General features: G+C 72.7%; 23 protein-coding genes and 1 riboswitch. Of the genes, 11 read left to right on the top strand and 12 right to left on the bottom strand.

The features are described from left to right. Positions 1–130: 130 nt before the first annotated feature. The 4 genes from AC0699_RS12690 to cobN form a co-directional block, all read right to left on the bottom strand. Complete coding sequence (locus AC0699_RS12690; RefSeq protein WP_478659087.1) at positions 131–1,342, bottom strand: methyltransferase; 1,212 nt, start codon at positions 1,340–1,342, stop codon at positions 131–133. Positions 1,343–1,354: 12 nt separating this feature from the next. Further along, positions 1,355–1,915 carry a DM13 domain-containing protein gene (locus AC0699_RS12685; protein WP_478659085.1) on the bottom strand — a complete coding sequence of 187 codons (561 nt, stop codon included), beginning with the start codon at positions 1,913–1,915 and terminating at the stop codon, positions 1,355–1,357. 112 nt (positions 1,916–2,027) lie between these two features. After that, complete coding sequence (locus tag AC0699_RS12680; protein WP_478659083.1) at positions 2,028–2,285, bottom strand: alpha/beta-hydrolase family protein; 258 nt, start codon at positions 2,283–2,285, stop codon at positions 2,028–2,030. Positions 2,286–2,353: 68 nt separating this feature from the next. Further along, on the bottom strand, positions 2,354–5,983 hold the full coding sequence (gene cobN / locus AC0699_RS12675; RefSeq protein WP_478659081.1) for a cobaltochelatase subunit CobN: 3,630 nt from the start codon (positions 5,981–5,983) through the stop codon (positions 2,354–2,356). A gap of 37 nt (positions 5,984–6,020) precedes the next feature. Beyond that, positions 6,021–6,154, bottom strand: a riboswitch (cobalamin riboswitch). Between the two features lie 44 nt (positions 6,155–6,198). Here cobN and AC0699_RS12670 point away from each other — a divergent pair. The 3 genes from AC0699_RS12670 to AC0699_RS12660 are packed head-to-tail and all read left to right on the top strand — an operon-like array spanning position 6,199 to position 9,739. Further along, positions 6,199–7,596, top strand: coding sequence for a cobalamin biosynthesis protein CobG (locus tag AC0699_RS12670; RefSeq protein ID WP_478659113.1), 1,398 nt, complete (start codon positions 6,199–6,201; stop codon positions 7,594–7,596). Beyond that, positions 7,593–8,234 (top strand): precorrin-8X methylmutase, encoded by a 642-nt coding sequence (locus AC0699_RS12665; protein WP_478659079.1) that lies wholly within the window; start codon positions 7,593–7,595, stop codon positions 8,232–8,234. Before AC0699_RS12670 ends, AC0699_RS12665 begins: the two co-directional genes overlap by 4 nt. A gap of 5 nt (positions 8,235–8,239) precedes the next feature. After that, positions 8,240–9,739: a precorrin-2 C(20)-methyltransferase gene (locus AC0699_RS12660; RefSeq protein ID WP_478659111.1), complete on the top strand. Its 1,500-nt coding sequence runs from the start codon at positions 8,240–8,242 to the stop codon at positions 9,737–9,739. A 249-nt stretch (positions 9,740–9,988) separates the two neighbouring features. Here AC0699_RS12660 and AC0699_RS12655 read toward each other — a convergent pair whose 3' ends face one another. Further along, on the bottom strand, positions 9,989–11,344 hold the full coding sequence (locus AC0699_RS12655; RefSeq protein WP_478659077.1) for a flavin monoamine oxidase family protein: 1,356 nt from the start codon (positions 11,342–11,344) through the stop codon (positions 9,989–9,991). A 205-nt stretch (positions 11,345–11,549) separates the two neighbouring features. Beyond that, entirely contained in the window at positions 11,550–12,677 is a 1,128-nt protein-coding gene (locus tag AC0699_RS12650; protein ID WP_478659075.1) for a cobalt-precorrin-5B (C(1))-methyltransferase, read from the bottom strand. 12 nt (positions 12,678–12,689) lie between these two features. Here AC0699_RS12650 and AC0699_RS12645 point away from each other — a divergent pair, with 12 nt between their 5' ends. Continuing rightward, a complete protein-coding gene (locus AC0699_RS12645; protein ID WP_478659073.1) occupies positions 12,690–13,424 on the top strand; it encodes a cobalt-precorrin-6A reductase in 735 nt (244 codons plus the stop codon). Positions 13,425–13,440: 16 nt separating this feature from the next. On the opposite strand, the gene AC0699_RS12640 is transcribed toward AC0699_RS12645, so the two are convergent. Next, complete coding sequence (locus AC0699_RS12640) at positions 13,441–14,358, bottom strand: oxidoreductase (protein ID WP_478659071.1); 918 nt, start codon at positions 14,356–14,358, stop codon at positions 13,441–13,443. Positions 14,359–14,457: 99 nt separating this feature from the next. Between AC0699_RS12640 and AC0699_RS12635 the strand changes: the two genes are divergently transcribed. Then, on the top strand, positions 14,458–15,051 hold the full coding sequence (locus AC0699_RS12635; protein ID WP_478659069.1) for a TetR/AcrR family transcriptional regulator: 594 nt from the start codon (positions 14,458–14,460) through the stop codon (positions 15,049–15,051). Between the two features lie 184 nt (positions 15,052–15,235). Here the strand turns inward: AC0699_RS12635 and cobM are convergent, their stop codons facing one another. Together cobM and cbiE are read right to left on the bottom strand one after the other, a co-directional pair. After that, the gene (cobM, locus tag AC0699_RS12630; protein ID WP_478659067.1) at positions 15,236–15,991 is read right to left on the bottom strand and encodes a precorrin-4 C(11)-methyltransferase; all 756 of its coding nucleotides are present in this window, start codon (positions 15,989–15,991) and stop codon (positions 15,236–15,238) included. Further along, positions 15,988–17,259 (bottom strand): precorrin-6y C5,15-methyltransferase (decarboxylating) subunit CbiE, encoded by a 1,272-nt coding sequence (cbiE, locus tag AC0699_RS12625; RefSeq protein ID WP_478659065.1) that lies wholly within the window; start codon positions 17,257–17,259, stop codon positions 15,988–15,990. Before cbiE ends, cobM begins: the two co-directional genes overlap by 4 nt. Before the next feature lie 212 nt (positions 17,260–17,471). Between cbiE and AC0699_RS12620 the strand changes: the two genes are divergently transcribed. After that, the gene (locus AC0699_RS12620) at positions 17,472–18,029 is read left to right on the top strand and encodes a Uma2 family endonuclease (RefSeq protein ID WP_478659063.1); all 558 of its coding nucleotides are present in this window, start codon (positions 17,472–17,474) and stop codon (positions 18,027–18,029) included. Positions 18,030–18,068: 39 nt separating this feature from the next. Here AC0699_RS12620 and AC0699_RS12615 read toward each other — a convergent pair whose 3' ends face one another. Next, positions 18,069–18,197: a DUF6126 family protein gene (locus AC0699_RS12615; RefSeq protein WP_451078336.1), complete on the bottom strand. Its 129-nt coding sequence runs from the start codon at positions 18,195–18,197 to the stop codon at positions 18,069–18,071. Positions 18,198–18,317: 120 nt separating this feature from the next. Between AC0699_RS12615 and AC0699_RS12610 the strand changes: the two genes are divergently transcribed. Both AC0699_RS12610 and AC0699_RS12605 read left to right on the top strand, forming a co-directional pair. Next, positions 18,318–19,406: an LLM class flavin-dependent oxidoreductase gene (locus AC0699_RS12610; RefSeq protein WP_478659060.1), complete on the top strand. Its 1,089-nt coding sequence runs from the start codon at positions 18,318–18,320 to the stop codon at positions 19,404–19,406. Between the two features lie 2 nt (positions 19,407–19,408). After that, positions 19,409–20,035, top strand: coding sequence for an FMN reductase (locus tag AC0699_RS12605; protein ID WP_478659057.1), 627 nt, complete (start codon positions 19,409–19,411; stop codon positions 20,033–20,035). 237 nt (positions 20,036–20,272) lie between these two features. Here AC0699_RS12605 and AC0699_RS12600 read toward each other — a convergent pair whose 3' ends face one another. Beyond that, entirely contained in the window at positions 20,273–20,650 is a 378-nt protein-coding gene (locus AC0699_RS12600) for a hypothetical protein (RefSeq protein WP_478659055.1), read from the bottom strand. A gap of 177 nt (positions 20,651–20,827) precedes the next feature. Further along, on the bottom strand, positions 20,828–22,177 hold the full coding sequence (locus AC0699_RS12595; protein WP_478659053.1) for an aminotransferase-like domain-containing protein: 1,350 nt from the start codon (positions 22,175–22,177) through the stop codon (positions 20,828–20,830). Positions 22,178–22,272: 95 nt separating this feature from the next. On the opposite strand from AC0699_RS12595, the gene AC0699_RS12590 reads away from it, so the two are divergent. The 3 genes from AC0699_RS12590 (at position 22,273) to AC0699_RS12580 (ending at position 24,495) form a co-directional block, all read left to right on the top strand. Then, on the top strand, positions 22,273–23,142 hold the full coding sequence (locus AC0699_RS12590) for an alpha/beta fold hydrolase (protein WP_478659050.1): 870 nt from the start codon (positions 22,273–22,275) through the stop codon (positions 23,140–23,142). Positions 23,143–23,179: 37 nt separating this feature from the next. Further along, positions 23,180–23,617 (top strand): DUF7144 family membrane protein, encoded by a 438-nt coding sequence (locus AC0699_RS12585; protein WP_478659047.1) that lies wholly within the window; start codon positions 23,180–23,182, stop codon positions 23,615–23,617. Between the two features lie 143 nt (positions 23,618–23,760). Continuing rightward, positions 23,761–24,495 (top strand): VanZ family protein, encoded by a 735-nt coding sequence (locus tag AC0699_RS12580; RefSeq protein ID WP_478659045.1) that lies wholly within the window; start codon positions 23,761–23,763, stop codon positions 24,493–24,495. Positions 24,496–24,512 lie beyond the last annotated feature (17 nt).

Raw genomic sequence — 24,512 nt, 5'->3', positions numbered from 1 at the left:
TACCAAACAGCGGCGGAAACACCCCTGGGCCCCGACCACCCCCCCCGCCACCCCCCCCCCCCCCCCGCCCCCCCCCCCCCCCGGGCCCGTTTTCATGCCCTGACGAGAGAGCGCACGAATCGGAAGCGGCTCAGTGCTGTTTCACTGCCCGCAGGACGACGAACTTCGGATTGCTCGCGACCGTCTCGCAGTTGCCGAAGAGGCGGCGGAGCCTGACGTGGTAGCCGAGGTGGCGGTTGCCGATCACCCACAGCTCACCGCCGGGGCGCAGCGCGGCGCGTGACCCGGTGAACATGCGCCAGGAGATGCTGTCGGTGAGGGCGCGGTGGGTGTGGAACGGCGGATTGTTCAGCACCAGGTCGACCGACTCGCGCTCCACGCCCGACAGCGCGTCGCCGACCAGGAACTCGGCCCGGCCGTCCGGTCCCGCGTTCGCCCCGAAGGTCTCCTCGGCCGAGGCGACCGCCTGGAACGACTCGTCCGTGAACAGCACCTCCGCCTCGGGATTCGCGACCGCCATGGCCGTACCGACCACACCGTTTCCGCAGCCCAGGTCCACGACGCGGACCGGGCCGCGGCTGCGCGGCAGATGCTGCAGGAAGAAGCGGGTGCCGATGTCGAGGCGCTCGGCGCAGAAGATGCCCGCGTGGTTGGTGACGGGCCGCCCCGACATCACTCCGATGTCCGTGGGCAGGTCGTAGCCGCGGGGCCAGGACTCCCCCGCACCGGATCCGGACTCCGTACGGGCCGGGTCCGGGATGCAGAAGATCAGCCGGGCCTTCTTCGCGGCCAGCGAGGTCCGGGTCGGGCCGATGATCCGCTCGAACAGCTTCAGCGTGGAGGTGTGGATCTCCGTCACCATGCCCGTACCGACGACGAGGGTGCCGGGGTGGACGTGCGGGGCGAGCCGCTGCAACTGGTCCTCCAGCAGCGCGAGGCTCTTGGGGACGCGGACCAGCAGGACGTCGATACGGTCCGGGGGCGTGTCCCGGGTGGACAGCAGCCGGACGCCCGCTGCCTCACCGGGGCGGTTACGGGCGAGGTTGGCGCGGGTCGCCTGCTGGGTCAGATACGAGTCGGTGATCTGTACGGGCCGGTGCGCGGCGAGCGCGGTGGCCAGGGCGCCCCAGCGGTCGCCCAGGACGACGACGGTGCCGGACAGATTCGCGGGCTTCGGATCCTCCGCGCCCGCCTCGCCCACCAGGTGGGGCAGCGCCGTCTCGCCCGCGAGGTGGCGCAGCAGGTACTCGTCGGACGCGTCCCAGGCCCTGAGCTGGTCACGGGGGTCCTCGGGGAAGCGGCTGAGCCCGAGGTCGCCCCATGACGTGGTGAAAGTGTTCATCGTCCTCTCAGGCTACGCGGCCGCCTTCGAGAGCTCCGCCGCGCCGAACGAGACGTCGAAGCGGTCGCACCAGATGCTGACGCTGGAGTACTTGCTCAGATCGACGTCGGCCGGCAGTGCGTAGTTCTGGTCGCCCTTGTTGCCCTTGAGCTTGCCGAGGCTGACGTACGCGCCGTCGTCGAAGACCCGCCAGCCTGCCGCGCCCTCCTTCACGGGCGCGTCGGTCAGCCAGACCCGGAGGTCCGGGCCGCTGCTGGTGTCCAGGCCCTCCAGCCGCAGGACGCGGGAGCCGTCGGCGAGCTCGACGATCCTGACCGTGCCCTTGGTGGCGTGCTCATGACTGATGAACGTGCCCGTGGCGAGGGTCCTGGGCGCGGCGGGGGCGGACGGATCGCCGGCCGCGGAGGGCTTGCCGGGCGCGGACGGGGCCACCGCCACGGGAAGCTCCTCGCGTACGGTCTCGTCCAGCCACAGCTTCCACGGCTGGAACCAGTACAGCCCTGCCGCGACCAGCACGGCGACGACCGCGAGGCCGATCGCGATCACGGGCTTCCGCAGCACTGAAGTGTTCATGAGGCCCATTGAAGCGGGCCGGAGGTCCCTGTGGACCACTTGACGTGGTGACGGAAGTCTTACGTCGCGCGGAGCCCCCGGCCGGTTGCGGTGCCTTCGCCCACGGCCGCGTTCAGTACGGCGGCTTGCGCCCGGCGAAGCAGGCACGGAGCCGGCGGCTGTCCTGGGCCGTCCAGCCGGACGGCGGGACGACGGCCGCCCAGCCGTCGACCGGGGCGGCGCCGTAGCGGTGGCCGTGCGGAGCCTGGACGCCGTAGGAGACGGCCATGTCGACCGAGGTCTGCCAGAAGGCGACCAACGGGAACCGGTTGATCTCGGGGACCGGAGTTCCAGCGGCGCGCGGGGGCGCCGCCGTCACGTCGTCGTCCATGGCCCGCACGCCAGGCGATCAAGGCGCGGCCCATCCTGCCAATTCCCTTGGGGCGGAAGGCAGTTGCCTCAGTCGTCGCCGCCCTCCAGGTCGCCCTCCGTCTCCAGGAGAACCTCGCGCAGCGCCGCGATCACCGCCGGGTCGGGCTTCTCCCACATGCCGCGGGACTCCGCCTCCAGCAGGCGCTCCGCGATGCCGTGCAGGGCCCAGGGGTTCGCCTGCTGGAGGAATTCGCGGTTCTCCGGGTCCAGGACGTAGGCCTCGGTGAGCTTGTCGTACATCCAGTCGGCGACCACACCGGTCGTGGCGTCGTAGCCGAACAAGTAGTCCACGGTCGCGGCGAGTTCGAAGGCGCCCTTGTAGCCGTGGCGGCGCATCGCCTCGATCCACTTGGGGTTGACGACGCGGGCGCGGAAGACCCGGGAGGTCTCCTCGACGAGCGTGCGGGTGCGGACCGTCTCGGGGCGGGTCGAGTCGCCGATGTAGGCCTCGGGGGCGGTGCCGCGCAGCGCACGGACAGTGGCGACCATGCCTCCGTGGTACTGGAAGTAGTCGTCGGAGTCGGCGATGTCGTGCTCGCGGGTGTCGGTGTTCTTCGCGGCGACCGCGATCCGCTTGTACGCCGTCTCCATCTCGTCACGGGCGGGGCGGCCTTCGAGGCCGCGGCCGTACGCGTACCCGCCCCACACCGTGTACACCTCGGCGAGGTCGGCGTCGGTACGCCAGTCGCGGGAGTCGATCAGCTGGAGCAGACCGGCGCCGTACGTGCCCGGACGGGAGCCGAAGATACGGGTGGTGGCTCGGCGTTCGTCGCCGTGCTCGGCCAGGTCCGCCTGGGCGTGCGCCCGTACGTAGTTGACGTCGGCGGGCTCGTCGAGCGAGGCAGCGAGCCGTACGGCGTCGTCCAGCAGGCCGATGACGTGCGGGAACGCATCCCGGAAGAAGCCGGAGATACGCAGGGTGACGTCGATGCGCGGGCGGCCCAGCTCCTCGGCCGGGACGGGCTCCAGGCCGGTGACGCGGCGGGACGCCTCGTCCCAGACGGGGCGGATGCCGAGCAGCGCGAGGGCCTCGGCGACGTCGTCGCCGGCGGTGCGCATCGCGCTCGTACCCCACAGGGACAGGCCGACCGAGGTGGGCCACTCGCCGTTGTCGGTGCGGTAGCGCGTGAGCAGCGACTCGGCGAGAGCCTGGCCGGTCTCCCAGGCGAGGCGGGACGGCACGGCCTTGGGGTCGACCGAGTAGAAGTTGCGGCCGGTCGGCAGGACGTTGACGAGGCCGCGCAACGGCGAACCGGAGGGTCCTGCCGGGACGAAGCCGCCGTTCAGCGCGTGGACGGCGTGGTCGAGCTCGTCGGTGGTGGCGGCGAGGCGCGGGACGACCTGGCGGGCGGCGAAGTCGAGGACGTCGGCGACGGCCTGTCCGTATCCCTCCGCCACGGAGGCGACGGCGGCCGGGTTCCAGTCGGCCTCCTCCATCGCCTCGACCAGCGCGCGGGCCGCGGCCTCCGCCTCGTCGGCGGTGGTGCGGGTGGCGGCGGACTCGTCGAGACCGAGGGCTTCACGCAGTCCGGGCAGAGCGGTCGTACCGCCCCAGATCTGCCGGGCGCGGAGGATGGACAGGACGAGATTGACGCGCTCGGGTCCGGTCGGCGCACCGCCGAGCACATGCAGACCGTCGCGGATCTGGGCGTCCTTGACCTCGCAGAGCCAGCCGTCGACGTGGAGCAGGAAGTCGTCGAAGCCGTCGTCGTCGGGCCGGTCGTCCAGCCCCAGGTCGTGGTCGAGCTTCGCGGCCTGGATCAGGGTCCAGATCTGGGCGCGGATGGCCGGGAGCTTCGCCGGGTCCATCGAGGAGATCTGCGCGTACTCGTCGAGCAGCTGCTCCAGGCGCGCGATGTCGCCGTACGAGTCGGCGCGGGCCATCGGCGGGACGAGATGGTCGATGAGGGTGGCGTGCACGCGGCGCTTGGCCTGGGTGCCCTCACCCGGGTCGTTGACCAGGAACGGGTAGACGAGCGGAAGGTCGCCGAGCGCCGCGTCGGGGGCACAGGCGGCGGACAGGCCCGCGTTCTTGCCGGGCAGCCACTCCAGGTTGCCGTGCTTGCCGAGGTGGATCATCGCGTCGGCGCCGAAACCGCCGTCGTCCGCGGAGGCCGCGATCCAGCGGTAGGCGGCGAGGTAGTGGTGCGAGGGCGGCAGATCGGGGTCGTGGTAGATCGCGATCGGGTTCTCGCCGAAGCCGCGCGGCGGCTGGATCACGACGAGGAGATTGCCGCGGCGCAGGGCGGCCAGCACGATGTCGCCCTCGGGATTGCGGGAGCGGTCCAGGAACATCTCGCCGGGCGCCGGGCCCCAGTGCTCCTCGACGTGCTCGCGCAGTTCCTGCGGCAGGGTCGCGTACCAGCGCTTGTAGTCGGCGGCCGGGATACGGACCGGATTGCGGGCGAGCTGCTCCTCGGTGAGCCAGTCCTGGTCGTGGCCGCCCGCCTCGATGAGCGCGTAGATCAGCTCGTCGCCGTCGCCGGACGCGAGGCCGGGGATCTCCTCCGTACCGAAGTCGTAGCCCTCCGCCTGGAGCCGGCGCAGGAGCGAGACCGCGGAGGCGGGGGTGTCGAGGCCGACGGCGTTGCCGATGCGGGAGTGCTTCGTCGGGTACGCGGACAGGACGAGAGCCAGCCGCTTCTCGGCGTTCGGAATGTGGCGCAGACGGGCGTGGCGTACGGCGATCCCGGCGACGCGGGCAGCGCGCTCGGGGTCGGGGACATAGGCCGGGAGGCCGTCCTCGTCGATCTCCTTGAAGGAGAACGGGACGGTGATGAGGCGGCCGTCGAACTCCGGGACCGCGACCTGGCTGGCGGCGTCCAACGGGGACAGGCCCTCGTCGTTCTCCTCCCAGCTGCTGCGCGACCCGGTCAGGCACAGCGCCTGCAGGACGGGCACGTCGAGCGCGGCGAGCGCGCCCGCGTCCCAGGACTCGTCGTCACCGCCGGCCTGTGCCTCGGCGGGCCTGGTGCCGCCGGCCGCGAGGACGGTCGTGACGATGGCGTCGGCGCCGCGGAGCTGTTCGAGGAGCTCCGGCTCGGGGGCGCGCAGCGACGCCACGTAGAGCGGGAGGGCCCGGCCGCCCGCGTCCTCGACGGCGTCGCAGAGGGCGCCGACGAAGGCGGTGTTCCCGCTCATGTGGTGGGCGCGGTAGTAGAGCACGGCGATGGTGGGGCCGCTGGTGCCGCTGGTGCTCTTCGCCTCGCGTTCCAGGGGGCCCCAGGTGGGCGCCGGGGCCGGGGGCTCGAAGCCATGACCGGTGAGCAGGACCGTGTCCGACAGGAAACGGGCGAGCTGCTCCAGATTGCCCGGACCGCCGTGCGCGAGGTAGGCGTGCGCCTCGGCGGCGATCCCGACCGGGACGGTGGAGGCCTCCATCAGCTGGGCGTCGGGGGCCTGTTCGCCGGTGAGGACGACCACGGGCCGGTCCTGGGCCAGCAGCTGGTCCAGACCCTCCTGCCAGGCGCGGATACCGCCGAGGAGCCGTACGACGACGAGGTCGGTGCCGTCGAGGAGGGCCGGCAGCTCGTCGAGCGGGAGCCGGGAGGGATTGGCGAAGCGGTACGCCACCGGGCCGTCGTTGCCCTCGGCCGCGCGGGCGCTGAGCAGGTCGGTGTCAGAGGTCGACAGCAGCAGGATCGTCGCGTGCGTCATCGCGTGCGCAGGCCTTCCTCGGGGTGTCCGCGCCCCGGGTGGTCGTAGGACGGCGGGAGTTCCTGACTTGCCGGGTCCCGGGGGCCCGGCTCACAGTGGCGGGACCGCGCCGGATTCTCACCGGGCTTCCTCCCTAGGGCCCTGGGACCCCGTGCCGTTCTGCATAGTAGAGGCTGGCCCTTGCCGGCAGGGCGGCCACCTGGAATGACGTGGGTATGCTCGCCGCCATGCCGCCCACACCGCCAACACCCCCGGACCGGGACGAACCCCGCATTCGGGACCGGGGAGACGCATGCCCGGGCGCGCTGCGGCTCCACGCGGCGGACGACGGGCAGCTGGCCCGACTCCGGTTGCCCGCAGGCTTCTTGACGGCTCGTCAGGCCGAAGCCCTGGCCGCTGCGGCGGAGCGGCTCGGCGACGGGGCGCTGAGCATCACCTCCCGGGGAAACGCGGAGCTGCGCGGCCTCGGCGAGGGGTGCGGGGCGCCGCTCGCGGGAGTGCTGCGGGAGGCCGGGCTGTTGCCCTCGGACACGCACGAGCGGGTGCGCAACGTGCTGGCCTCACCGCTCGCCGGACTCGACGGACTCGGTTACGGCGACGTCCAGTTGTGGGCGCGCGAACTGGACGTACTGCTGTGCGCGAGCGACTGGGCGGCCGGGCTGTCCGGGCGGTTCCTGTTCGCCCTGGACGACGGGCGCGGGGATGTGGCGGGCCTCGGTGCGGATGTGACCTTGCTCGCAGAGACCGGCGGCTCGGCGCTCGTACGCGTCGGGGACCAGGCGTTTCGCGTCCGCGCTGCCGATGCCCCGCGCGCGGCCCTCGCCGCCTCGGAAGCCTTCCTCGCGGCGGCGGCCGCGGCGGGCACGGGGGCGTGGCGGGTGCGGGAGCTGCCCGGTGGGCAGGACATTGCCGTGGGGGCGCATCTGGAACGGGCGGGCATTGCTGCGGAACCTTTGCCCGCTCCGCCCCTCCCCGGCGGTGTCGATCTGCGGCTCCGCCGCGTGGGGGGCACGCCCCCGGACCCCCGTACGGCCTTCGGCCGTGAGGCGGAACCCCGGCCCGGGGTCGTCGAAGGGCCCGGCGGCTGGGCCCTCTCCGTCGCCGCCCCGCTCGGACGGCTCACCGTCGCGCAGGTCCGCGCGCTGCTGCCCGCGCCCGCGGACGAGGTACGGCTCACGCCGTGGCGCGGAGTCGTCGTGCCCGGGTTCGCCGACCGCGCGGCGGCCGAGGAGCGGCTGGCGCAGCTCGGCGAGGCCGGGCTGATCACCGGCGCCGACTCCCCCTGGTACGGCGTCGGCGCCTGCACAGGCCGGCCCGGATGCGCCAAGTCGCTGGCCGACGTACGGACCGACGCGACACCCGGCCGGGGCGGCCTGCCCGTGTACTGGTCCGGCTGCGAGCGACGGTGCGGACATCCGCACGGGCAGTACGTGGACGTCCTGGCCACGGCGGACGGCACGTACCGGGTGACCGTGCCCGGCGCCGGCGTACCGGTCGACGGGCCGACCGGCGTACCGACAGACCGGGGACTGGCCGACGCCGTCGCGGCGGCACGGACCACGACCGTCCCGACGACCGCCACGAAGACCGCCACGAAGACCGTCACGAGATGAGCGAGAGCACAGTGTTCGACTACGAGAAGGACGGCGCGGAGATCTACCGCCAGTCCTTTGCCACGATCCGCGCCGAGGCCGATCTCGCCGCGCTGCCCGCCGACGTCAGCCAGGTCGTGGTGCGGATGATCCACGCCTGCGGCATGACCGACCTCGTCCGCGATCTCGCCTACTCGCCCGGCGTGGTGGCCCGCGCACGCGCGGCCCTGCGTGCCGGCGCACCCATCCTCTGCGACGCCCAGATGGTCGCCAGCGGTGTCACCCGCAAGCGGCTGCCCGCGGACAACGACGTGATATGCACGCTCTCCGACCCGTCCGTGCCCGCGCTCGCCGCCGAACTCGGTACGACGCGCAGCGCGGCCGCGCTGGAGCTGTGGCGCGACCGCCTCGACGGCGCGGTCGTCGCCGTCGGCAACGCGCCCACCGCACTCTTCCGGCTCCTGGAGATGATCGAGGAGGGCGCGCCCCGCCCGGCCGCCGTCATCGGCGTGCCGGTCGGTTTCATCGGCGCGGCCGAGTCCAAGGACGCGCTCGCCGTGCACGGTTCGGGCCTGGAGCACCTGGTGGTGCGCGGGCGGCGCGGCGGCAGCGCCATGGCCGCGGCAGCGATCAACGCGATAGCGAGTGAGGCGGAGTGAGCGACGTGACCGGGAAGCTCTACGGCGTCGGGCTGGGGCCCGGCGATCCGTCGTTGATGACCCTGCGCGCGGTGGAGGTCATCGCCGAGGCGGACGTCGTGGCGTACCACAGCGCACGGCACGGCCGTTCCATCGCGCGCTCGATCGTGGCGAAGCACCTGCGCTCCGACCACATCGAAGAGCGGCTGATGTACCCGATCACGGTCGAGACCACCGATCACCCCGGCGGCTACCGCGGCGCGCTCAACGACTTCTACGAGGAGGCCGCGGAGCGGCTCGCGGCGCATCTCGACGCGGGGCGGACCGTGGCCGTGCTCGCGGAGGGCGACCCGCTCTTCTACGGCTCGTACCAGCACATGCACAAGCGGCTGGCCCACCGGTACCCGACCGAGGTGATCCCCGGGGTCACGTCGGTCAGCGCGGCCGCGGCCCGGCTCGGACAGCCGCTCGTGGAGGCCGAGGAGGTGCTGACGATCATCCCGGGCACGCTGCCCGAGGAGGAGCTGACGGCCCGTCTCGCCTCGACCGACTCCGCTGTGGTGATGAAGCTGGGGCGGACCTTCCCGGCGGTGCGCCGGGCGCTGGAGCGCGCGGGGCGGCTGGACGACGCGCGGTACGTGGAGCGGGCGACGATGCCGGGCGAGCGTACGGAGCCGCTGGCCGAGGTGGATCCGGAGTCCGTGCCGTACTTCTCGGTGGCGGTGCTGCCGAGCCGCATCGACGAGGTGCGGCCGAAGACGCGTCCGCAGGGCGAGGTCGTCGTCGTGGGCACCGGCCCGGCGGGGCCGCTGTGGCTGACGCCCGAGACGCGAGGGGCGCTCGCCTCCGCCGACGATCTGGTCGGCTACACGACCTACCTGGACCGGGTGCCGGTACGGCCCGGCCAGCGGCGGCACGGCTCCGACAACAAGGTGGAGTCGGAGCGCGCCGAGTTCGCGCTGGACCTCGCGCGGCGCGGGCGGCGGGTGGCGGTGGTCTCGGGTGGTGACCCGGGGGTCTTCGCGATGGCCACGGCGGTGCTGGAGGCCGCCTCCCAGGAGCCGTACGCGGACGTTCCCGTACGCGTCCTGCCGGGCGTCACCGCGGCGAACGCCGCGGCGGCCCGCGCGGGCGCCCCGCTCGGCCACGACTACGCGACGATCTCCCTCTCCGACCGGCTCAAGCCGTGGGAAGTCATCGCGGAGCGCCTGCGGGCCGCGGCCGCGGCGGATCTCGTACTGGCCCTGTACAACCCCGGCTCGCGCAGCCGCACCTGGCAGGTCGCCAAGGCCCGCGAACTGCTTCTGGAGCACCGCGCCCCCGACACCCCCGTCGTCGTCGCGCGTGACGTGGGCGGCCCGGAGGAAAGCGTACGGATCGTGCGCCTCGGCGAACTGGACCCGGCGGTGGTCGACATGAGGACGCTGCTGCTGGTCGGCTCCTCGCAGACCAGGACGGTCAGGAGGTGGTCGGGCGCCGGGGCCGGCGAGGAGATCGTCTGGACCCCGCGCACGTACCCCGGTTAGGGAGTGTCCGGCGGATCAGGCCGGATCAGGCCGGATCAGGCCGGATCAGGCCGGATCAGCGAGTCACAGGGCCTCGCGGACGAACCCGGCAGGATCCGCCGGACAGGCCCTGGGCCCGTCCGGCACTTGGTCTGTCCGGCCCTGAGCCTGTCCGGCGCTTGGTCTGTCCGGCACTTGGCGCGGGCCCGCGCCCCGTCGGCCCCCTCTTCGTCGCGAGCGCGGGGCGGGGCCGGGGGCGGGCACGGCCGGTCAGTTCGCGGCCAGGACTTCGCGGGCTGCTCGTTCGCCGGAGCGCACCGCCCCTTCCATCAGTCCGTGCATCAGCGTCGCCGACTCCGTGCCGGCCCAGTGGATCCGGCCCACGGGCTCGCGCAGCGCGCTGCCGTAATTGGTCAGCGCGCCCGGCGGGAAATGGGCGACCATCCCGCCCAGCGACCACGGTTGGCCGGACCAGTCGGTCTCCAGGTACGCGGTGGGACGGCGTGCCTCCGCGCCGAAGCGCTCGGCGAGCGCGCCCAGAAAGACCCTCTGCCGCTCCTTGGGGTCCAGGCGACCCAGCCGGACGGCCCCGGGCCCGTACGCATAGCTGCTCAGCACTCCTGGCCGCCCCGAACGCGGGGTCTGGTCGATGGTGATCGGGAGGGGCGACTGCGGTGCGAGCGTCTGCCCCGACAGCTGCTGCCCCCTCCAGAACGGCTCGGGGTACTGCGTGAGCACCCGGATGATCGCCCCGGGCACCACCCGTTGCCGCAGATGGCTGTGCGCGGCGGGCAGCGGCGAGTCGAAGGAGATCCGGCCCGCCAGCACGGGCGGAGTGGCCACGATCACCCGTCGTGCTCGTACGGCGAGCGCCTCGGAGACGACCCGCACGTCGGTGGTGTTCTGCACGATCTGCCGGACGGGGCTGGACAGGTGCACCGCCGCGCCCAGGCGTTCGGCCATCCGCCGGGCGATTTCGGGGGCTCCGCCGTGCACGAGATGGGATTCCGTCTTCCGGGAGTCGGTGTAGTAGCCGAAGCCGCCTCCGCCACGCGCCAGAACGAGTGCGCCCAGCAGCGAGACCTCCGCCGGGTCGGCGCAGAACAGCAGATTCATCGTCGACCTGAGGAGGGTGTGGGCGGTGGCCGAGGGCACGTTGAGCGGATGGGAGAGCCACTGCCCGAGCGTCCGGGCGTCCCACTCCCGTGCGCGCCGGGCCTTCCAGGGGGCGTCTGCCGGGAGCCGCCGCGCCATCAGGTTCAGGCGCAGGAGCGCCAGTCCGAGTGCGGCGAGCGCGGCCGGGCCGGTGCTGGGGATGTTGCCCCGGTAACGGTGGTTGACGCCGTCGAGGCGCACGATGCGGTCGCCCTCGTCGTACTGCGGGTACACCTCGAGCCCCAGCTCCCGGCAGAGCTGGAACATCCGGTCCTGGCCCTTTCCCAGCCACGTCCCGCCCGCCGAGACCACGGTGCCGTCGGGCAGCTCCCGGTTCCACACCCGGCCGCCCACCCGGTCCCTGGCCTCGAGCACCACGACCTCGCGCCCGGCCCGGGCGAGCTGTCCGGCGGCCGCCAGTCCCGCGAATCCGGCGCCCACGACACACACGTCCGCTGTCACCTGCTCCATGACCCACCTCCACGGAGCAGCCTCGCCCGCCGGGGCCGACAGCGCCCGGCGGGTGATCCGGCCGGGCGGAACGGGGGGTCCGTCCGGGTGGCCCGCCCGATCGGGAGCCGGCCGTGCACGAGCGGCGCGGCTACGGGCGGAGAGGCGCCCCAACGGGCGGAGAGGCGCGGCTACGGGCGGAGGGGAGTGGCGGCCCTTTCGGTGGTCAGGGCCCCTTGGGCGACGAACGCCCGACGACCGTGCCCGCGCGGTCGATGCACACCACGTCCACCGTGACCGGCGCGCCCCGGAGCACTCCGAGCGCCTGGTCGCGGGCGGTCGCGGCCACGAGATCGCCCAGGGGCACGCCGCGCGCGGCGCACAACTGCAGAGCGGCGAGTCCGGTGTTGGCGGCCGCGACCTCCGCCGCCAGCGACTCGTCCGCCCCGCCCTCGCGCGCCAGCTCCGCCAGGAAGCCCTTGTCCACCTGCGACCGGGCGGAGTGCAGATCCAGATGACCGGCCGCCAGCTTCGACAGCTTCGCGAAGCCGCCGCAGACGGTGAGCCGCTCCACCGGGTGCCTGCGTACGTACTTGAGCACCGCGCCCGCGAAGTCGCCCATGTCGAGCAGGGCGTCCTCGGGGAGGCCGTACAGCGAGACGACGGTCTTCTCGGACGTCGAGCCCGTGCACCCGGCGACGTGCGTACGGCCGGCGGCCCGCGCCACGTCCACCCCCCGCCGGATCGAGTCGATCCACGCCGAGCACGAGTACGGGACGACGATCCCGGTCGTACCGAGGACGGACAGCCCGCCCAGGATGCCGAGGCGGGGGTTCCACGTGGAACGGGCTATCTCCTCGCCGTGGTCGACGGAGACGGTGATCTCGACATCGCCGGTGCCACGGTGACGGGCCGCGACCTCGGCGATGTGGTCGCGCATCATCTGGCGCGGCACGGGGTTGATCGCGGGCTCGCCGACATCGAGCGGCAGCCCGGGCCGGGTGACCGTACCCACGCCCGGCCCCGCCCGGAACACGATCCCCGCCCCCGCCGGCAGGATCCGTACGGTCGCACGGACCAGCGCGCCGTGTGTGACGTCCGGGTCGTCGCCCGCGTCCTTGACGATGCCCGCCATGGCGTACCCGTCCGTCAGCTCCTCCGCGGCCAGCGCGAAAGCCGGGGTCTGCCCCTTCGGCAGCGTGATCGTCACCGGGTCCGGGAAGTCGCCGGTGAGCAGCGCGGTGTACGCGGCGGTCGTCGCCGCGGTCGCGCAGGCGCCGGTGGTCCATCCCGGCCGGAGGCCGGTGTGCTTGAGTTGGGCGCTGCGCCCGCCCGTGACCGCGGGCCCGCTCACGGAAGGTCCCCCATGCACATCCTCATCCTCGGCGGTACGACCGAGGCCCGAGCCCTCGCCGAGGCGCTGCACGCCCGCGGGGAGCGGGTGACGACCTCGCTCGCGGGCCGGGTCGCCACGCCGAGGCTGCCCCGGGGCGAGGTGCGCATCGGCGGCTTCGGCGGGCCGGAGGGGCTCGCCGACTGGCTGCGCGAGCAGCGGGTGGATGTGCTCATCGACGCCACCCATCCTTTCGCCGGGACGATCAGTTTCAACGCGGCGCTCGCCGCGGACCAGGCCCATGTTCCCCTGCTGGCGTTGCGCCGGCCCGGGTGGGCCCCGGTTCAGGGCGACGACTGGCACGTCGTCGACTCCCTGCCGGCCGCCGCGCAGGCGCTGCCGGGCCTGGGCCGCCGGGTGTTCCTGACGACGGGCCGCATGGGACTGGCGGCCTTCGCCGCCGTTGACGGGGTGTGGTTCCTGGTCCGCTCCGTCGACCCGCCCGAGCCCCCGCACCCGGCGCGGATGGAGGTACTCCTCGACCGCGGCCCCTTCACCCTCGACGGCGAGCGGGACCTTCTGCACCGCCACGACATCGACGTCCTCGTGACCAAGGACAGCGGCGGCGCGGCGACGTCCCCCAAACTCACCGCCGCCCGCGACGCGGGCATCCCGGTCGTGGTCGTCCGCCGCCCACCGGTCCCGGCGGGCGTGCCGGTGGCGACGACGCCGCAGGAGGCGCTGTGTTGGGCGGCGGCACGAGCCTGACGCGGGACCGTGCCTTTCAGCCCCTCGCCACCGCGGCAGGCTCGGGGAAGGCGACGCCGGTCAGGTCCTCGGAGAGGGTCCACAGGCGCCGCGCGGACGCCGGATCACTGGCCGCCGCCGAGCGGCCGACCAGGGTCGGGGCGCCGCGCATCTCGCCCAGGCCGTCGGGGCCGACGTAGCTCGCACCGGGCAGGTCCTGGACGGCGGCATACAGGGTGGGCAGCGCACCGGCCCGGTTGTCCTGGGCCACGAAACGGTTGCCCACCCGCATGACGGCGCGGCGCAGGGCACTGGCGTCGTGTCCCTGGAGGCTGGTGGCGGCCCAGCCGGGATGTGCCGCCAGGGCGCGTACGGGCGAGCCCGATTCGGCGAGCCGCCGCTGGAGCTCCAGCGTGAAGAGCAGATTGGCCAGTTTCGACTGGCTGTAGGCCGTCATGGGGGCGTACTCACCGGTCAGGTTGAGGTTCTCGAAGTGGATGCGAGGGCTGCCCGGCATCCGGTGCGCGCCGGACGACACGGTCACCACGCGGTCGGTGATGTGCGGCAGCAGCAGATTGGTCAGGGCGAAGTGGCCGAGGTGATTGGTGCCGAACTGCATCTCGAAGCCGTCCTTGGTCGCGGCTTCCGGGACGTTCATGACGCCGGCGTTGTTGACGAGCAGGTCCAGATCGCCGTGCCAGCCGGCGGCGAACTCGCGTACGGAGGTGAGGTCGGCCAGGTCGAGCCGGCGCACCTCCACGCTCCCCCGCACGGTGGCGGCTGCGGCCTCGCCGCGCTGCGGGTCCCGCACGGCGAGCACCACGTGGGCGCCCGCGCCGGCAAGCGCCTCGACGGTAGCGATCCCGAGTCCGCTGTTGGCGCCGGTCACGACGACGGTACGGCCGGTCTGGTCGGGGATGCGGGTGACGTTCCATTTGCTGGGTTCAGTAGCCATGCCTTCAATGTAGGCATCGCCAACAATGCTGTCAACGACAACAATAGTGACAGCGACAACAATGTTGGCGGCGGTTACATCCCGGATACACTGACGGCCATGCACACCCGCCCTTACCACCACGGAGACCTCCGCGCCGCGCTGCTGACCCGCGCCGAGGAGACGCTGCGGGAGAAGGGGCCGACAGCCCTGTCCCTCCGCGAGCTCGCCCGCGACCTGGGAGTCAGCCATGCCGCTCCGAGCCGCCACTTCAAGGACAAGCAGGCCCTTCTGGACGCGCTGGCGCTGGCCGGCTTCGAGCGGCTCGCCGAGGTGCTCGCGGCGTCCCAGGAACGGGCAGGCGAGTCGTTCGCCGAGCGGCTGGACGCCACGGCCCGCGCCTACGTGGGCTTCGCCACGGCCAACGCCGAGCTGCTCGACCTGATGTACTCGATCAAACACAGCTCCGAGGCGTCGGAGGCGCTGCGCACGGCCGGCCACAGCTGGGCCGAACGGACCATCGAACTGATCGGCGAGGGCCAGCGCCGGGGCGAGGTCCGGCAGGGGCCGGTGGAACGCGTCGCCCTGCCGTTCTTCACGACGCTGCACGGCTACGCCAGCATGGCGGTGAGCGGCCTGCTGCCGCCGGAGATGACCGAGCACGGGCTGGACGACGTGGTCGCGTACATCCTGCGAGGGTGCGCGCCGGACTGAGGGCACAGGTCATCCGCGGACACGTCGGGGGTGGTGCAGGCGCGGGCGACGGGGGTGTCAGCCGTCGACGACCCCGACCGGCCCCCTGAGCCCGGCCCCACGGACGATCGGGGCCCGAACGCCCGCGGGACGCGAGGCAGTTCGAGGCTCAGGAGACGCGGGCGGGGCCCGGCACGTCCAGGTGTCAGTCGGCGCAGACGTGACGGTCGCGCGCGGGATCGTACAGATGACTGTCCCTGAACTGCGACGCCGCCAGCGTCCGGCCGACGATGATCACCGCCGTCTTCGTGATGCCCGCGGCCTTCGTCTGTGACGCGATGTCGTCCAGCGTGCCCCGCAGCACCACCTCGTCAGGGCGGCTGGCCATGGCGACGACCGCGGCCGGGCAGTCGGCGCCGTAGTGCGGAAGCAGCTCGGCGACGACGCGGTCGACGTAGCGCGCCGCCAGGTGGAGGACCAGGAGCGCGCCGCTGCGGCCGAGCGTCGCCAGGTCCTCGCCCTCCGGCATGGCGGTGGCCTGCTGGGCGATGCGGGTGAGGATGACCGTCTGGCCGACCGTCGGGACGGTCAGTTCCCGCTTCAGCGCGGCCGCCGCCGCGGCGAACGCGGGCACGCCCGGCACGACCTCGTACGGAATCCCCGCCGCGTCCAGCCGCCGCATCTGTTCCGCCACCGCGCTGAAGACCGACGGGTCGCCGGAGTGCAGCCGGGCGACGTCGTGGCCCTCCTCGTGGGCACGGACGATCTCGGCGACGATCTGGTCCAGGTCGAGCCGGGCCGTGTCGACGAGGCGCGCGTCCGGCGGGCATTCGGCGAGCAGTTCGCGCGGGACGAGCGAGCCCGCGTACAGGCAGACCTGGCACGCCGCGAGCGTCCGCGCACCCCGCACGGTGATCAGGTCGGCCGCGCCGGGGCCCGCGCCGATGAAGTGGACGGTCATGAGGGTTCTCCTGGAGGGGATTTGGTGACGGACCACTGGGTGACGGGCATCGCCTGGCGCCAGCCGGTGAAGCCGCCGACCGGGACGGCGTGCGCCACCGCGAGCCGCACGAGCTCGCCCCCGTGGCGCCGGTACCGGTCGGCCAGCAGTGCCTCGGACTCCAGGGTCACGGTGTTGGCGACGAACCGGCCCCCGGCCGGCAACGCGGCCCAGCAGGCGTCCAGCAGTCCGGGCGTGGTGAGCCCGCCGCCGATGAACACCGCGTCGGGGACGGGGAGTCCGGCGAGCCCCGACGGCGCGGCAGCGGTCACGACGCGCAGGCCCGGCACCCCGAGCGTCTCGGCGTTGCGGGCGATACGTTCGGCCCGCACCGGGTCCCGCTCCACCGTGATCGCCCGGCACAACCGGTGCGCCCGCATCCACTCGATCGCGATCGACCCGGAGCCGCCGCCGATGTCCCACAGCAGCTCCCCGGGCGCCGGCGCGAGCGCGGCCAGGGTCGCGGCACGCACGTGGCGCTTGGTGAGCTGGCCGTCGTTCTCGTACGCCTCGTCCGGAAGGCCGGGCACGGCGGGGAGCCGCAGCGCGCCGGGCGACCGTACGCACTCGACGGCGACGAGGTTGAGGGGGTCGCCGGGGGCGTGCGCCCACCCGTCCGCGGTGCCGGTGACGTGGCGTTCCCGTACGGACCCCAGCTGTTCCAGTACGTGCATCCGGCTCGGCGCGTAGCCCCGCTCCCGCAGCAGCTCCGCCACCTCGCCCGGCGTGTCCGCCCCCGCGCTCAGCACCAGCACTCGCCGCCCGTCGTGCAGCGCCGCCGCGAGCGAGCCGAGGGGCCGGCCGACCAGGGTCACGGTCTCGGTGTCCTCCAGCGGCCAGCCGAGGCGGGCGCAGGCGTACGACACGGACGACGGGTGGGGCAGCACGCGCAGGGCGTCCGCGCCGAGCTCCTCCGCGAGCGCGCGGCCGATCCCGTAGAACATGGGGTCGCCGCTGGCGAGGACGGCCACGCGACGCCCGGTGTGCGCGGCGAGCAGCCCCTGCACGGCGGGCCGCAGCGGCGAGGGCCAGGTCACGCGCTCGCCCGGGCACTCGGCCGACGGCAGCAGGTCCAGCTGGCGCGCCCCGCCGATGATCACGTCGGCGGCGCGCAGGGCGGCGCGGGAGGCGTCGGGGAGCCCGGTCCAGCCGTCGGCGCCGATCCCGACAACCCCGACAACGAAGGCGACGGAGACGGCGGGGCCGGTCGGGCGGGGATCGGAGCTCACGGACCGGAACTCTACTGGTGGCCGCCGGAGCCGGGCCGGGGCGGGCCGATCGCTTCTGGGCGTATCCACTGGCATATGCGGTCGCTTTGAACTGCTGATCGAACGGCAATCGTGCGCTGTGGATCAGGACATACGCGCCGCATCCACGCCAGGACACTTCTGTGGGAGCGTGGACGCGTGAAGTCACCCGCGACCCGGAGGGAGCAGGCGGCATGACCACCGCACCGGCCGACTACAACGAGGGCATCGATCCCGAGCGTGCGTTGAAGTACGCCGTCCAGAACATCCGGGGCGACCGCGCCCAGGTCATCGAAGGGATCATTGAGCCGGTGTCGCCCTCGTGGGACCACGAACGCGCCGCGAAGCTCGTACGCCGACAGCTCGAGGACCGCGTGGACGAACTGGGATGCGTCGAGGGCTCCGGGAATCTGGACCTGCCCGGCTCACAGAACTGGTACGTGCCCGACATCGCCGTAGTACCGGAAGAACTGGCGAAGGGCGGCGGCGCACTCCTCCCCGACCAGACCCTCCTGGTCGTCGAAGTCACGTCGGAGTCCAACGCCGAAACCGACCGGGTCGTCAAGCGCCGCAGGTACGCCGAGTACGGCGCGCCGCTCTACCTCCTGGTCGACCGTATCGAGCAGAGCGTGACCCTGTTCGCGGAGCCCGGCCGCCTGGGCTACACCCGCGTCGACGGACCCCACCCCTTTGGGACCACGCTGCACCTGCCCGCCCCGTTCGATCTGGACCTGGACAGCAGCGACCTCTGATCCGCCGCCGCGGTCAGCGGCACCGATCAGCGGCACCGATCACTTCTGGGCGTGCTCGCCCACGTAGAACAGCAGCCAGACGAAGCCCGCGAAGAGATGCGTCGCGAACACGTACACGAAGACGCGCAGGGCGACACCGCGCTCCTTCCAGCGCTCGCTCTCGCTCACCGCCACCTCCTCTTCGTCCGGGTACGTCGCTCCAGAGTACGGGCGGAATAGAACCGGAGTGGCCCTCGTTCCAGGTGACAGTTTAAGATTCAACCAACTGCCACACTGGAGGCGAGCGCGATGCAGTTCGGGATCTTCACCGTCGGTGACGTGACCACCGATCCGACCAACGGCCGCACCCCGACCGAGCACGAGCGGATCAAGGCGACGGTCGCGATCGCGCTGAAGGCCGAGGAGGTCGGACTGGACGTCTTCGCGACCGGTGAGCACCACAACCCGCCGTTCGTGCCGTCGTCCCCCACGACCCTGCTGGGGCACATCGCGGCGCGGACCGAGAACCTGATCCTGTCCACGTCCACGACGCTGATCACCACCAACGACCCGGTGAAGATCGCCGAGGACTACGCGTACCTCCAGCACCTCGCCGACGGCCGCGTCGACCTGATGATGGGCCGCGGCAACACCGGACCGGTCTACCCGTGGTTCGGCCAGGACATCCGCCAGGGCATCCCGCTCGCCATCGAGAACTACGCCCTTCTCCACAAGCTGTGGAGGGAAGACGTCGTCGACTGGGAAGGCAAGTTCCGCACACCCCTGCAGGGCTTCACCGCCACGCCCCGGCCGCTGGACGGCGTCCCGCCGTTCGTCTGGCACGGGTCCATCCGCTCCCCGGAGATCGCCGAACAGGCCGCCTACTACGGCGACGGCTTCTTCCACAACAACATCTTCTGGCCGATGGAGCACACCAGGCGAATGGTCGAGCTCTACCGCAAGCGGTACGCGCACTACGGGCACGGCACCCCCGAACAGGCCATCGTCGGCCTCGGCGGACAGGTGTTCATGCGGAAGAACTCCCAGGACGCGGTACGCGAGTTCCGCCCCTACTTCGACAACGCACCCGTCTACGGACACGGCCCGTCGCTGGAGGACTTCACCGAGCAGACGCCGCTGACCGTCGGCTCGCCGCAGGAAGTCATCGAGCGGACCCTGACCTTCCGTGAGGCCGTCGGCGACTACCAGCGCCAGCTGTTCCTCATGGACCACGCGGGCCTTCCGCTGAAGACGGTCCTGGAGCAGCTCGACATCCTCGGCGAGGAGGTCGTCCCGGTGCTGCGCAAGGAGTTCGCGAACCTGCGGCCCGCCGGGGTCCCGGACGCGCCCGTCCACCCGGCCGTCGCCGCCCGCCGCACCACCGACAAGGAGGCCTGACCATGGAGCAGTTGAAGCTCGTCGCCGTATCGGCAGGGCTGAGCAGCCCCTCGTCGACCCGGCTGCTGGCCGACCGGCTGGCGGAGGCGGTACGCGACGAACTCGCCCAGCAGGACCGCAAGGTGGAGGTCGAGGTCGTCGAACTGCGCGACCTGGCCGTCGCCATCGCCAACAACCTGGTGACCGGCTTCCCGCCGCCCGCGCTCGGCGCCGCGATCGACGCGGTGTCCGACGCGGACGGGGTGATCGCCGTGACGCCGGTCTTCACGGCCTCGTACAGCGGTCTGTTCAAGTCCTTCTTCGACCTGATCGACCTGCAGGCCCTGACCGGAAAGCCGGTGCTGATCGCGGCGACCGGCGGCACTGCCCGCCATTCGCTCGTCCTCGACCACGCCCTGCGGCCGCTCTTCGCGTACCTGCGGGCGCTGGTCGTCCCGACCGCCGTGTACGCGGCGTCGGAGGACTGGGGCTCGGGCGGCGACGAGTACACCGAGGGTCTGCCCGCACGCATCCGGCGCGCGGGCGGCGAGCTGGCCGGGCTGATGGCGGCCCGGCCGGCGCGGGAGGCGAACGACGCCGACGAGGTGACGGACTTCGAGCGCCAGCTCGCGGACCTGCGCTTCGACTGATGGCGACGGCAGCTCTGATCCACTAGGAGAACACGGCGGCGGCCCGTGGTCACCCCCGTGCACCACAGACCGCCGCCCGTCCCTCCACCTCCCGGCCCTCCGCCGCCCCTCACTCCACTTCCGACCCGACCGGCTTCGTCCGCCACTCGCCGGTTCGAATCGGGCGGCCGCGCCTCGTGGAACCCCGAAGGGGCAGGGGGTCGGTCTTCGTGCACGTAGAAGCAGAAGTAGAAGGCGTCAGGCCTCGTGCACGTAGAAGGTGTAGAACATCACGCAGAACGTCGCCGCCGCGATGATCACGGACAGCACGATCGCGGTGAGGATGCTGTCGCCGGACAGGCTGTTCAGATAGCCGACGGCGGTGCCGACCAGGACCGCGTACGCCGCCGCGCGCAGCCCTCGTGGCAGGCGGTGCTGGTAGCGGCCGAGGGCGTAGCAGAGCCCTGCCAGCACCAGACAGGAGATGAGCCCGATCGCGAACTGTGCGCCGGCCGACTCTCCGGACGTACGGGCAATGAAGGATGTGTAGAGGCCGTAGAGGACGCCGACTACGGCGGGGACCGCGACGCCGAGGGCACTCTGGTGCCGCGCCGGCACCGCCGTGTGTGCAGCCATGGCAGAGTTCCTTCCGCTCCATCCACTTATCCGGCACTTCTCCATCCACCAGCGGACACCCACGCGGCCCACGCGGCAAGTGGATCAGGCGGCAGGGGTGCCCTGAGCGGTCGGGCGCACCGCGATCGCGTCGGTGCCGGAGATCATCCCGGGGCAGCGCGAGCGAGGCGACACCGCTCAGCGGCTGCGCCGGCAGCCGCTTGCCGTACTCGAAGCAACGGCGGCCAGCCGCCTCAGCGCCCCCGCCAGCACGTCCTCCGGCGGCGACGCCAGGCCGACTCTGATCGCGTCCGGTGTCGTGTGCGCGCCGACCGCGAACGCGGAACCGGGCGTCACCGCGACCCCCGCCTCCGCCGCCGCGGCGACGAACGTCTCCGCGCGCCAGGGCGTGGGCAGCCGCCACCAGCAGTAGTACGCACGCGGGTCGGTGCTGATGTCGAAGCCGTCCAGCACCTCCCGGACCAGCCGGTGCCGGGCCGCCGCATCGGCCCGCTTGGCCTCGACCACCGCCCGTACGACACCGCCCTCGCTCCACCGCACCGCCGCCGCCAGGCTGAACCCGGCCGCGGTCCACGCGCCGGAGCGCAGGGCCTGCGCCACCGCCTCCCGGTGCGCGGCGGGCGGGACGAGGTAGCCCACGGTCAGCCCGGGCGCGAGCCTCTTGGAGAGGCTGTCCACCAGCAGCGTCCGCTCGGGGGCGTGCGCGGCGAGCGGCGCCGGGGCATCGGGCGCGAGGAACGCCCAGGTGGTGTCCTCGATCGCGGTGAGCCCCAACTCGTCGAGCACCGCCGCCAGATGGGCCCGCCGTGCCTCGCCCGCCGTCACGGCCAGCGGATTGTGCAGGGTCGGCTGTACGTACACGGCGGCGAGCGGCGCCGAGCGGTGGGCCGCGGCCAGCGCGTCCGGCCGTAGCCCCTCCTCGTCCAGGGCGATCGGGACAAGGCTGACGCCCAGCCGCTCCGCAACCGTCTTGACCAGCGGATACGTCAGTGACTCGACGCCGAGCCGGCCGCCGGGCGGTACCAGCGAGGAGATCGCGCCCGCGATGGCCTGGCGCCCGTTGCCCGCGAAGAGGAGCCGGCCCGGGTCCGGGGACCAGCCGTTCCTGGCGAGCACGGCGGCCGCGGCGCGCCGCGCCCCGGGCGTGCCCTCCGGAGCGGTCGGCCGGGTCGCCTCGCCCAGCACGTCCGGGCGGGCCAGGGCCGCGAGTTCCCGTGCCATCAGCTCCGGCTGCCCGGCCACGACCGGGTAGTTGAGCTCCAGGTTGACCGGGGCGCCGCCGGTCGCCTCGGTGAGCGCGGACCCGGGCAGCGGGGGCGCCGCCCGTACGAACGTCCCGCGCCCCACCTCGCCCACGACCAGGCCGCGCCGCACCAGTTCGCCGTACACCCGGATCGCCGTCGAGGGCGCGATCCGGCGCCGGCGCGCGTACATCCGCTGTGGCGGCAGCCGGTCGCCGGGACGCAGCCGCCCCTCCGCGATGTGCGCCGCGATCTCGTCGGCGAGCCGTCTGAAGTCCTCCGCCACCCGTCCCCTCCTCGTCCACCGCGCATCCCCGCAACATTGCACCGAGAGCAAAGATCTTATTGCACCGAGGAGTTGGCACACCTAGCCTCAAGAACATGCCCTCCACACGCATCGACACCGCAGGCCGGGTCCTGACGACCGGCTACGAGGACACCGGCCACGAGGACACCGGCTACGGAAACACCGGCCACGAGGACACCGGCGACAGGAACACCGGCAACAAGGCCAAGGCAACCGGCCCCGTCCTGGTCCTCCTCCACGGCCACCCGTTCGACCGCACGATGTGGGCCCCGCAGCTCGCGGCCTTCTCCGCCACGCACCGGGTCATCGCCCCCGATCTGCGCGGCTACGGCGCCTCGTCCGTGGTCCCGGGCGTCACGCTGCTCTCCGACTTCGCCGCCGACCTGGCCGCCCTCCTCAACCACCTCGGCGTCCACCGCTTCGTCCTCGGCGGCCTCTCCATGGGCGGACAGATCGCGATGGAGTGCTACCGCCTCTTCCCGGAACGCATCACCGGGCTCGTGCTCGCCGACACCTTCCCGGCCGCCGAGACCGCTGAGGGCAAGGCACAGCGCAACGCCATGGCGGACCGGCTGCTCGCCGAGGGGATGCGCGGGTACGCGGACGAGGTACGGGACAAGATGGTCGCCCCGTACAACACCGAGGCCTCCGCGACGGTCCACCGCATGATGCTCGGCGCCCCGCCGGAGGGCGCGGCGGCCGCGCTGCGCGGCAGGGCCGAGCGCCCCGACTACCGCGAGCTGCTCACCGAGGTGACGGTCCCGGCGCTGGTGGTCGTGGGCCGCGACGACGCGTACACCCCGGTCGCGGATGCCGAGGCGATGCACGCGGCCATCCCGGACTCGACGCTGTGCGTCATCGAGGGCGCGGCCCACATGCCGAATCTGGAGCGGCCGGACGCATTCGACGCGGCGCTGCGGGCATACCTCGAACGACTCAATTGAAGTATCCCATTTACACCATTCAAACCATGCTGGTGCCATGAGTCAGAACACAGCACCGACAGCACCGACCACACCCCGCGGCAGCGGAACCGGCGACGGCGACTGGGCGGCGGGCGGCGTGCTCTTCGCCGGCGTCCTGATGGTGGTCACCGGCGTGATCAGCATCTTCGAGGGAATCGCCGGTATCGCCGAGGACGAGGTCTACACGCGGATCGGGGGCTACGTCTTCGCCTGGGACCTCACCGCCTGGGGCTGGGTCCATCTGATCCTCGGCATCATCGTCGCCGTCACCGGCCTGGGGATCCTCAAGAACATGCAGTGGTCCCGGTACGCAGGTGTCTTCCTGGCTTCGCTGAACATCGTCGTCCAGTTCCTCTTCCTGCCCTTCCAGCCGGTGTGGGCGATCTTCTCGATGGCCATTTCGGTGTTCATCATCTGGGCGCTGGTGACCGCCGAGTCCCGACCCGTGGTCTGACCGCGGCCAGGGCCTGTCGTTCGGATCAGGCGAGCCCGGCAAGATCCGGACGACAGATTCCTTGATGCCGGGGATTCCGTGTATCGCGGGCGTATCGAAAATCGCATACGCCACCGCAACGGCCCTCCGTCTCCAATGGGGACATGGACCAGAACGCATCCCTGTCAGCACCGCGCTGCCGCACGCGCAGGATCGTGCTCCTCGGCCTGGCGATCCTCGGCGTGGCGAGCGCCCTGTTCGTCGTGCGGCGGCCGCTCGTGATGTCCGCCCCGATGTGCATGGCCGGGCGGTGGCACGGCTGCTTCGACACGTTCAACGGCGTGGTGCTCATGACGCTGGTCGCGCTGCCGCTGGCCGCGCTGGTGGTGTGGGCTCTGGCTCGCCGTCGGCGTGCCGCCGGCGTCGTATCGGCGTGGCGGCTGTCGCTGGCCGAGGTGGGGATGGTCCACGGGACGGCGCCGTTCCTGTGGCTGATCCTGATGCCGGGCGCCGGGGCGGGCCTCGTCCCCGGCCGGGTGAGCCTGGTACCGCTGCGGGACCTGGTCACGATGGGGCCGCTCGGGATCGTCGGCAACCTGCTGGTCTTCGCGGCGCTCGGGTTCTTCGCCCCGATGCGGTTCGCGGCGCTGGCGTCCGTGCCGCGGATCCTGGCGCTCGGGGCGGGCTGCTCGGTCCTGGTCGAAACCGCACAGTACGTCCTGCGGCTGGACCGGGTGTCCTCCGTGGACGACGTGCTGGTCAACGCCGCCGGCGCCGTGCTGGCCGCGCTGGCGTCGCGCCGCTGGTGGCGCACTGCGGCGGAAGCGCCGTCGGACCAGCCTCGCCCCGCGCCGGCACCGTCACCGTCACCGTCACCGGCACCGGCACCGGCAGGCTGAGTCGCGTGTCCGGTGTG

The sequence above is a fragment of the Streptomyces sp. NPDC043870 genome (assembly GCF_056435785.1).
Note: the sequence above shows the minus strand (reverse complement) of the source record. Positions and strands in the feature narration are given on the sequence as shown.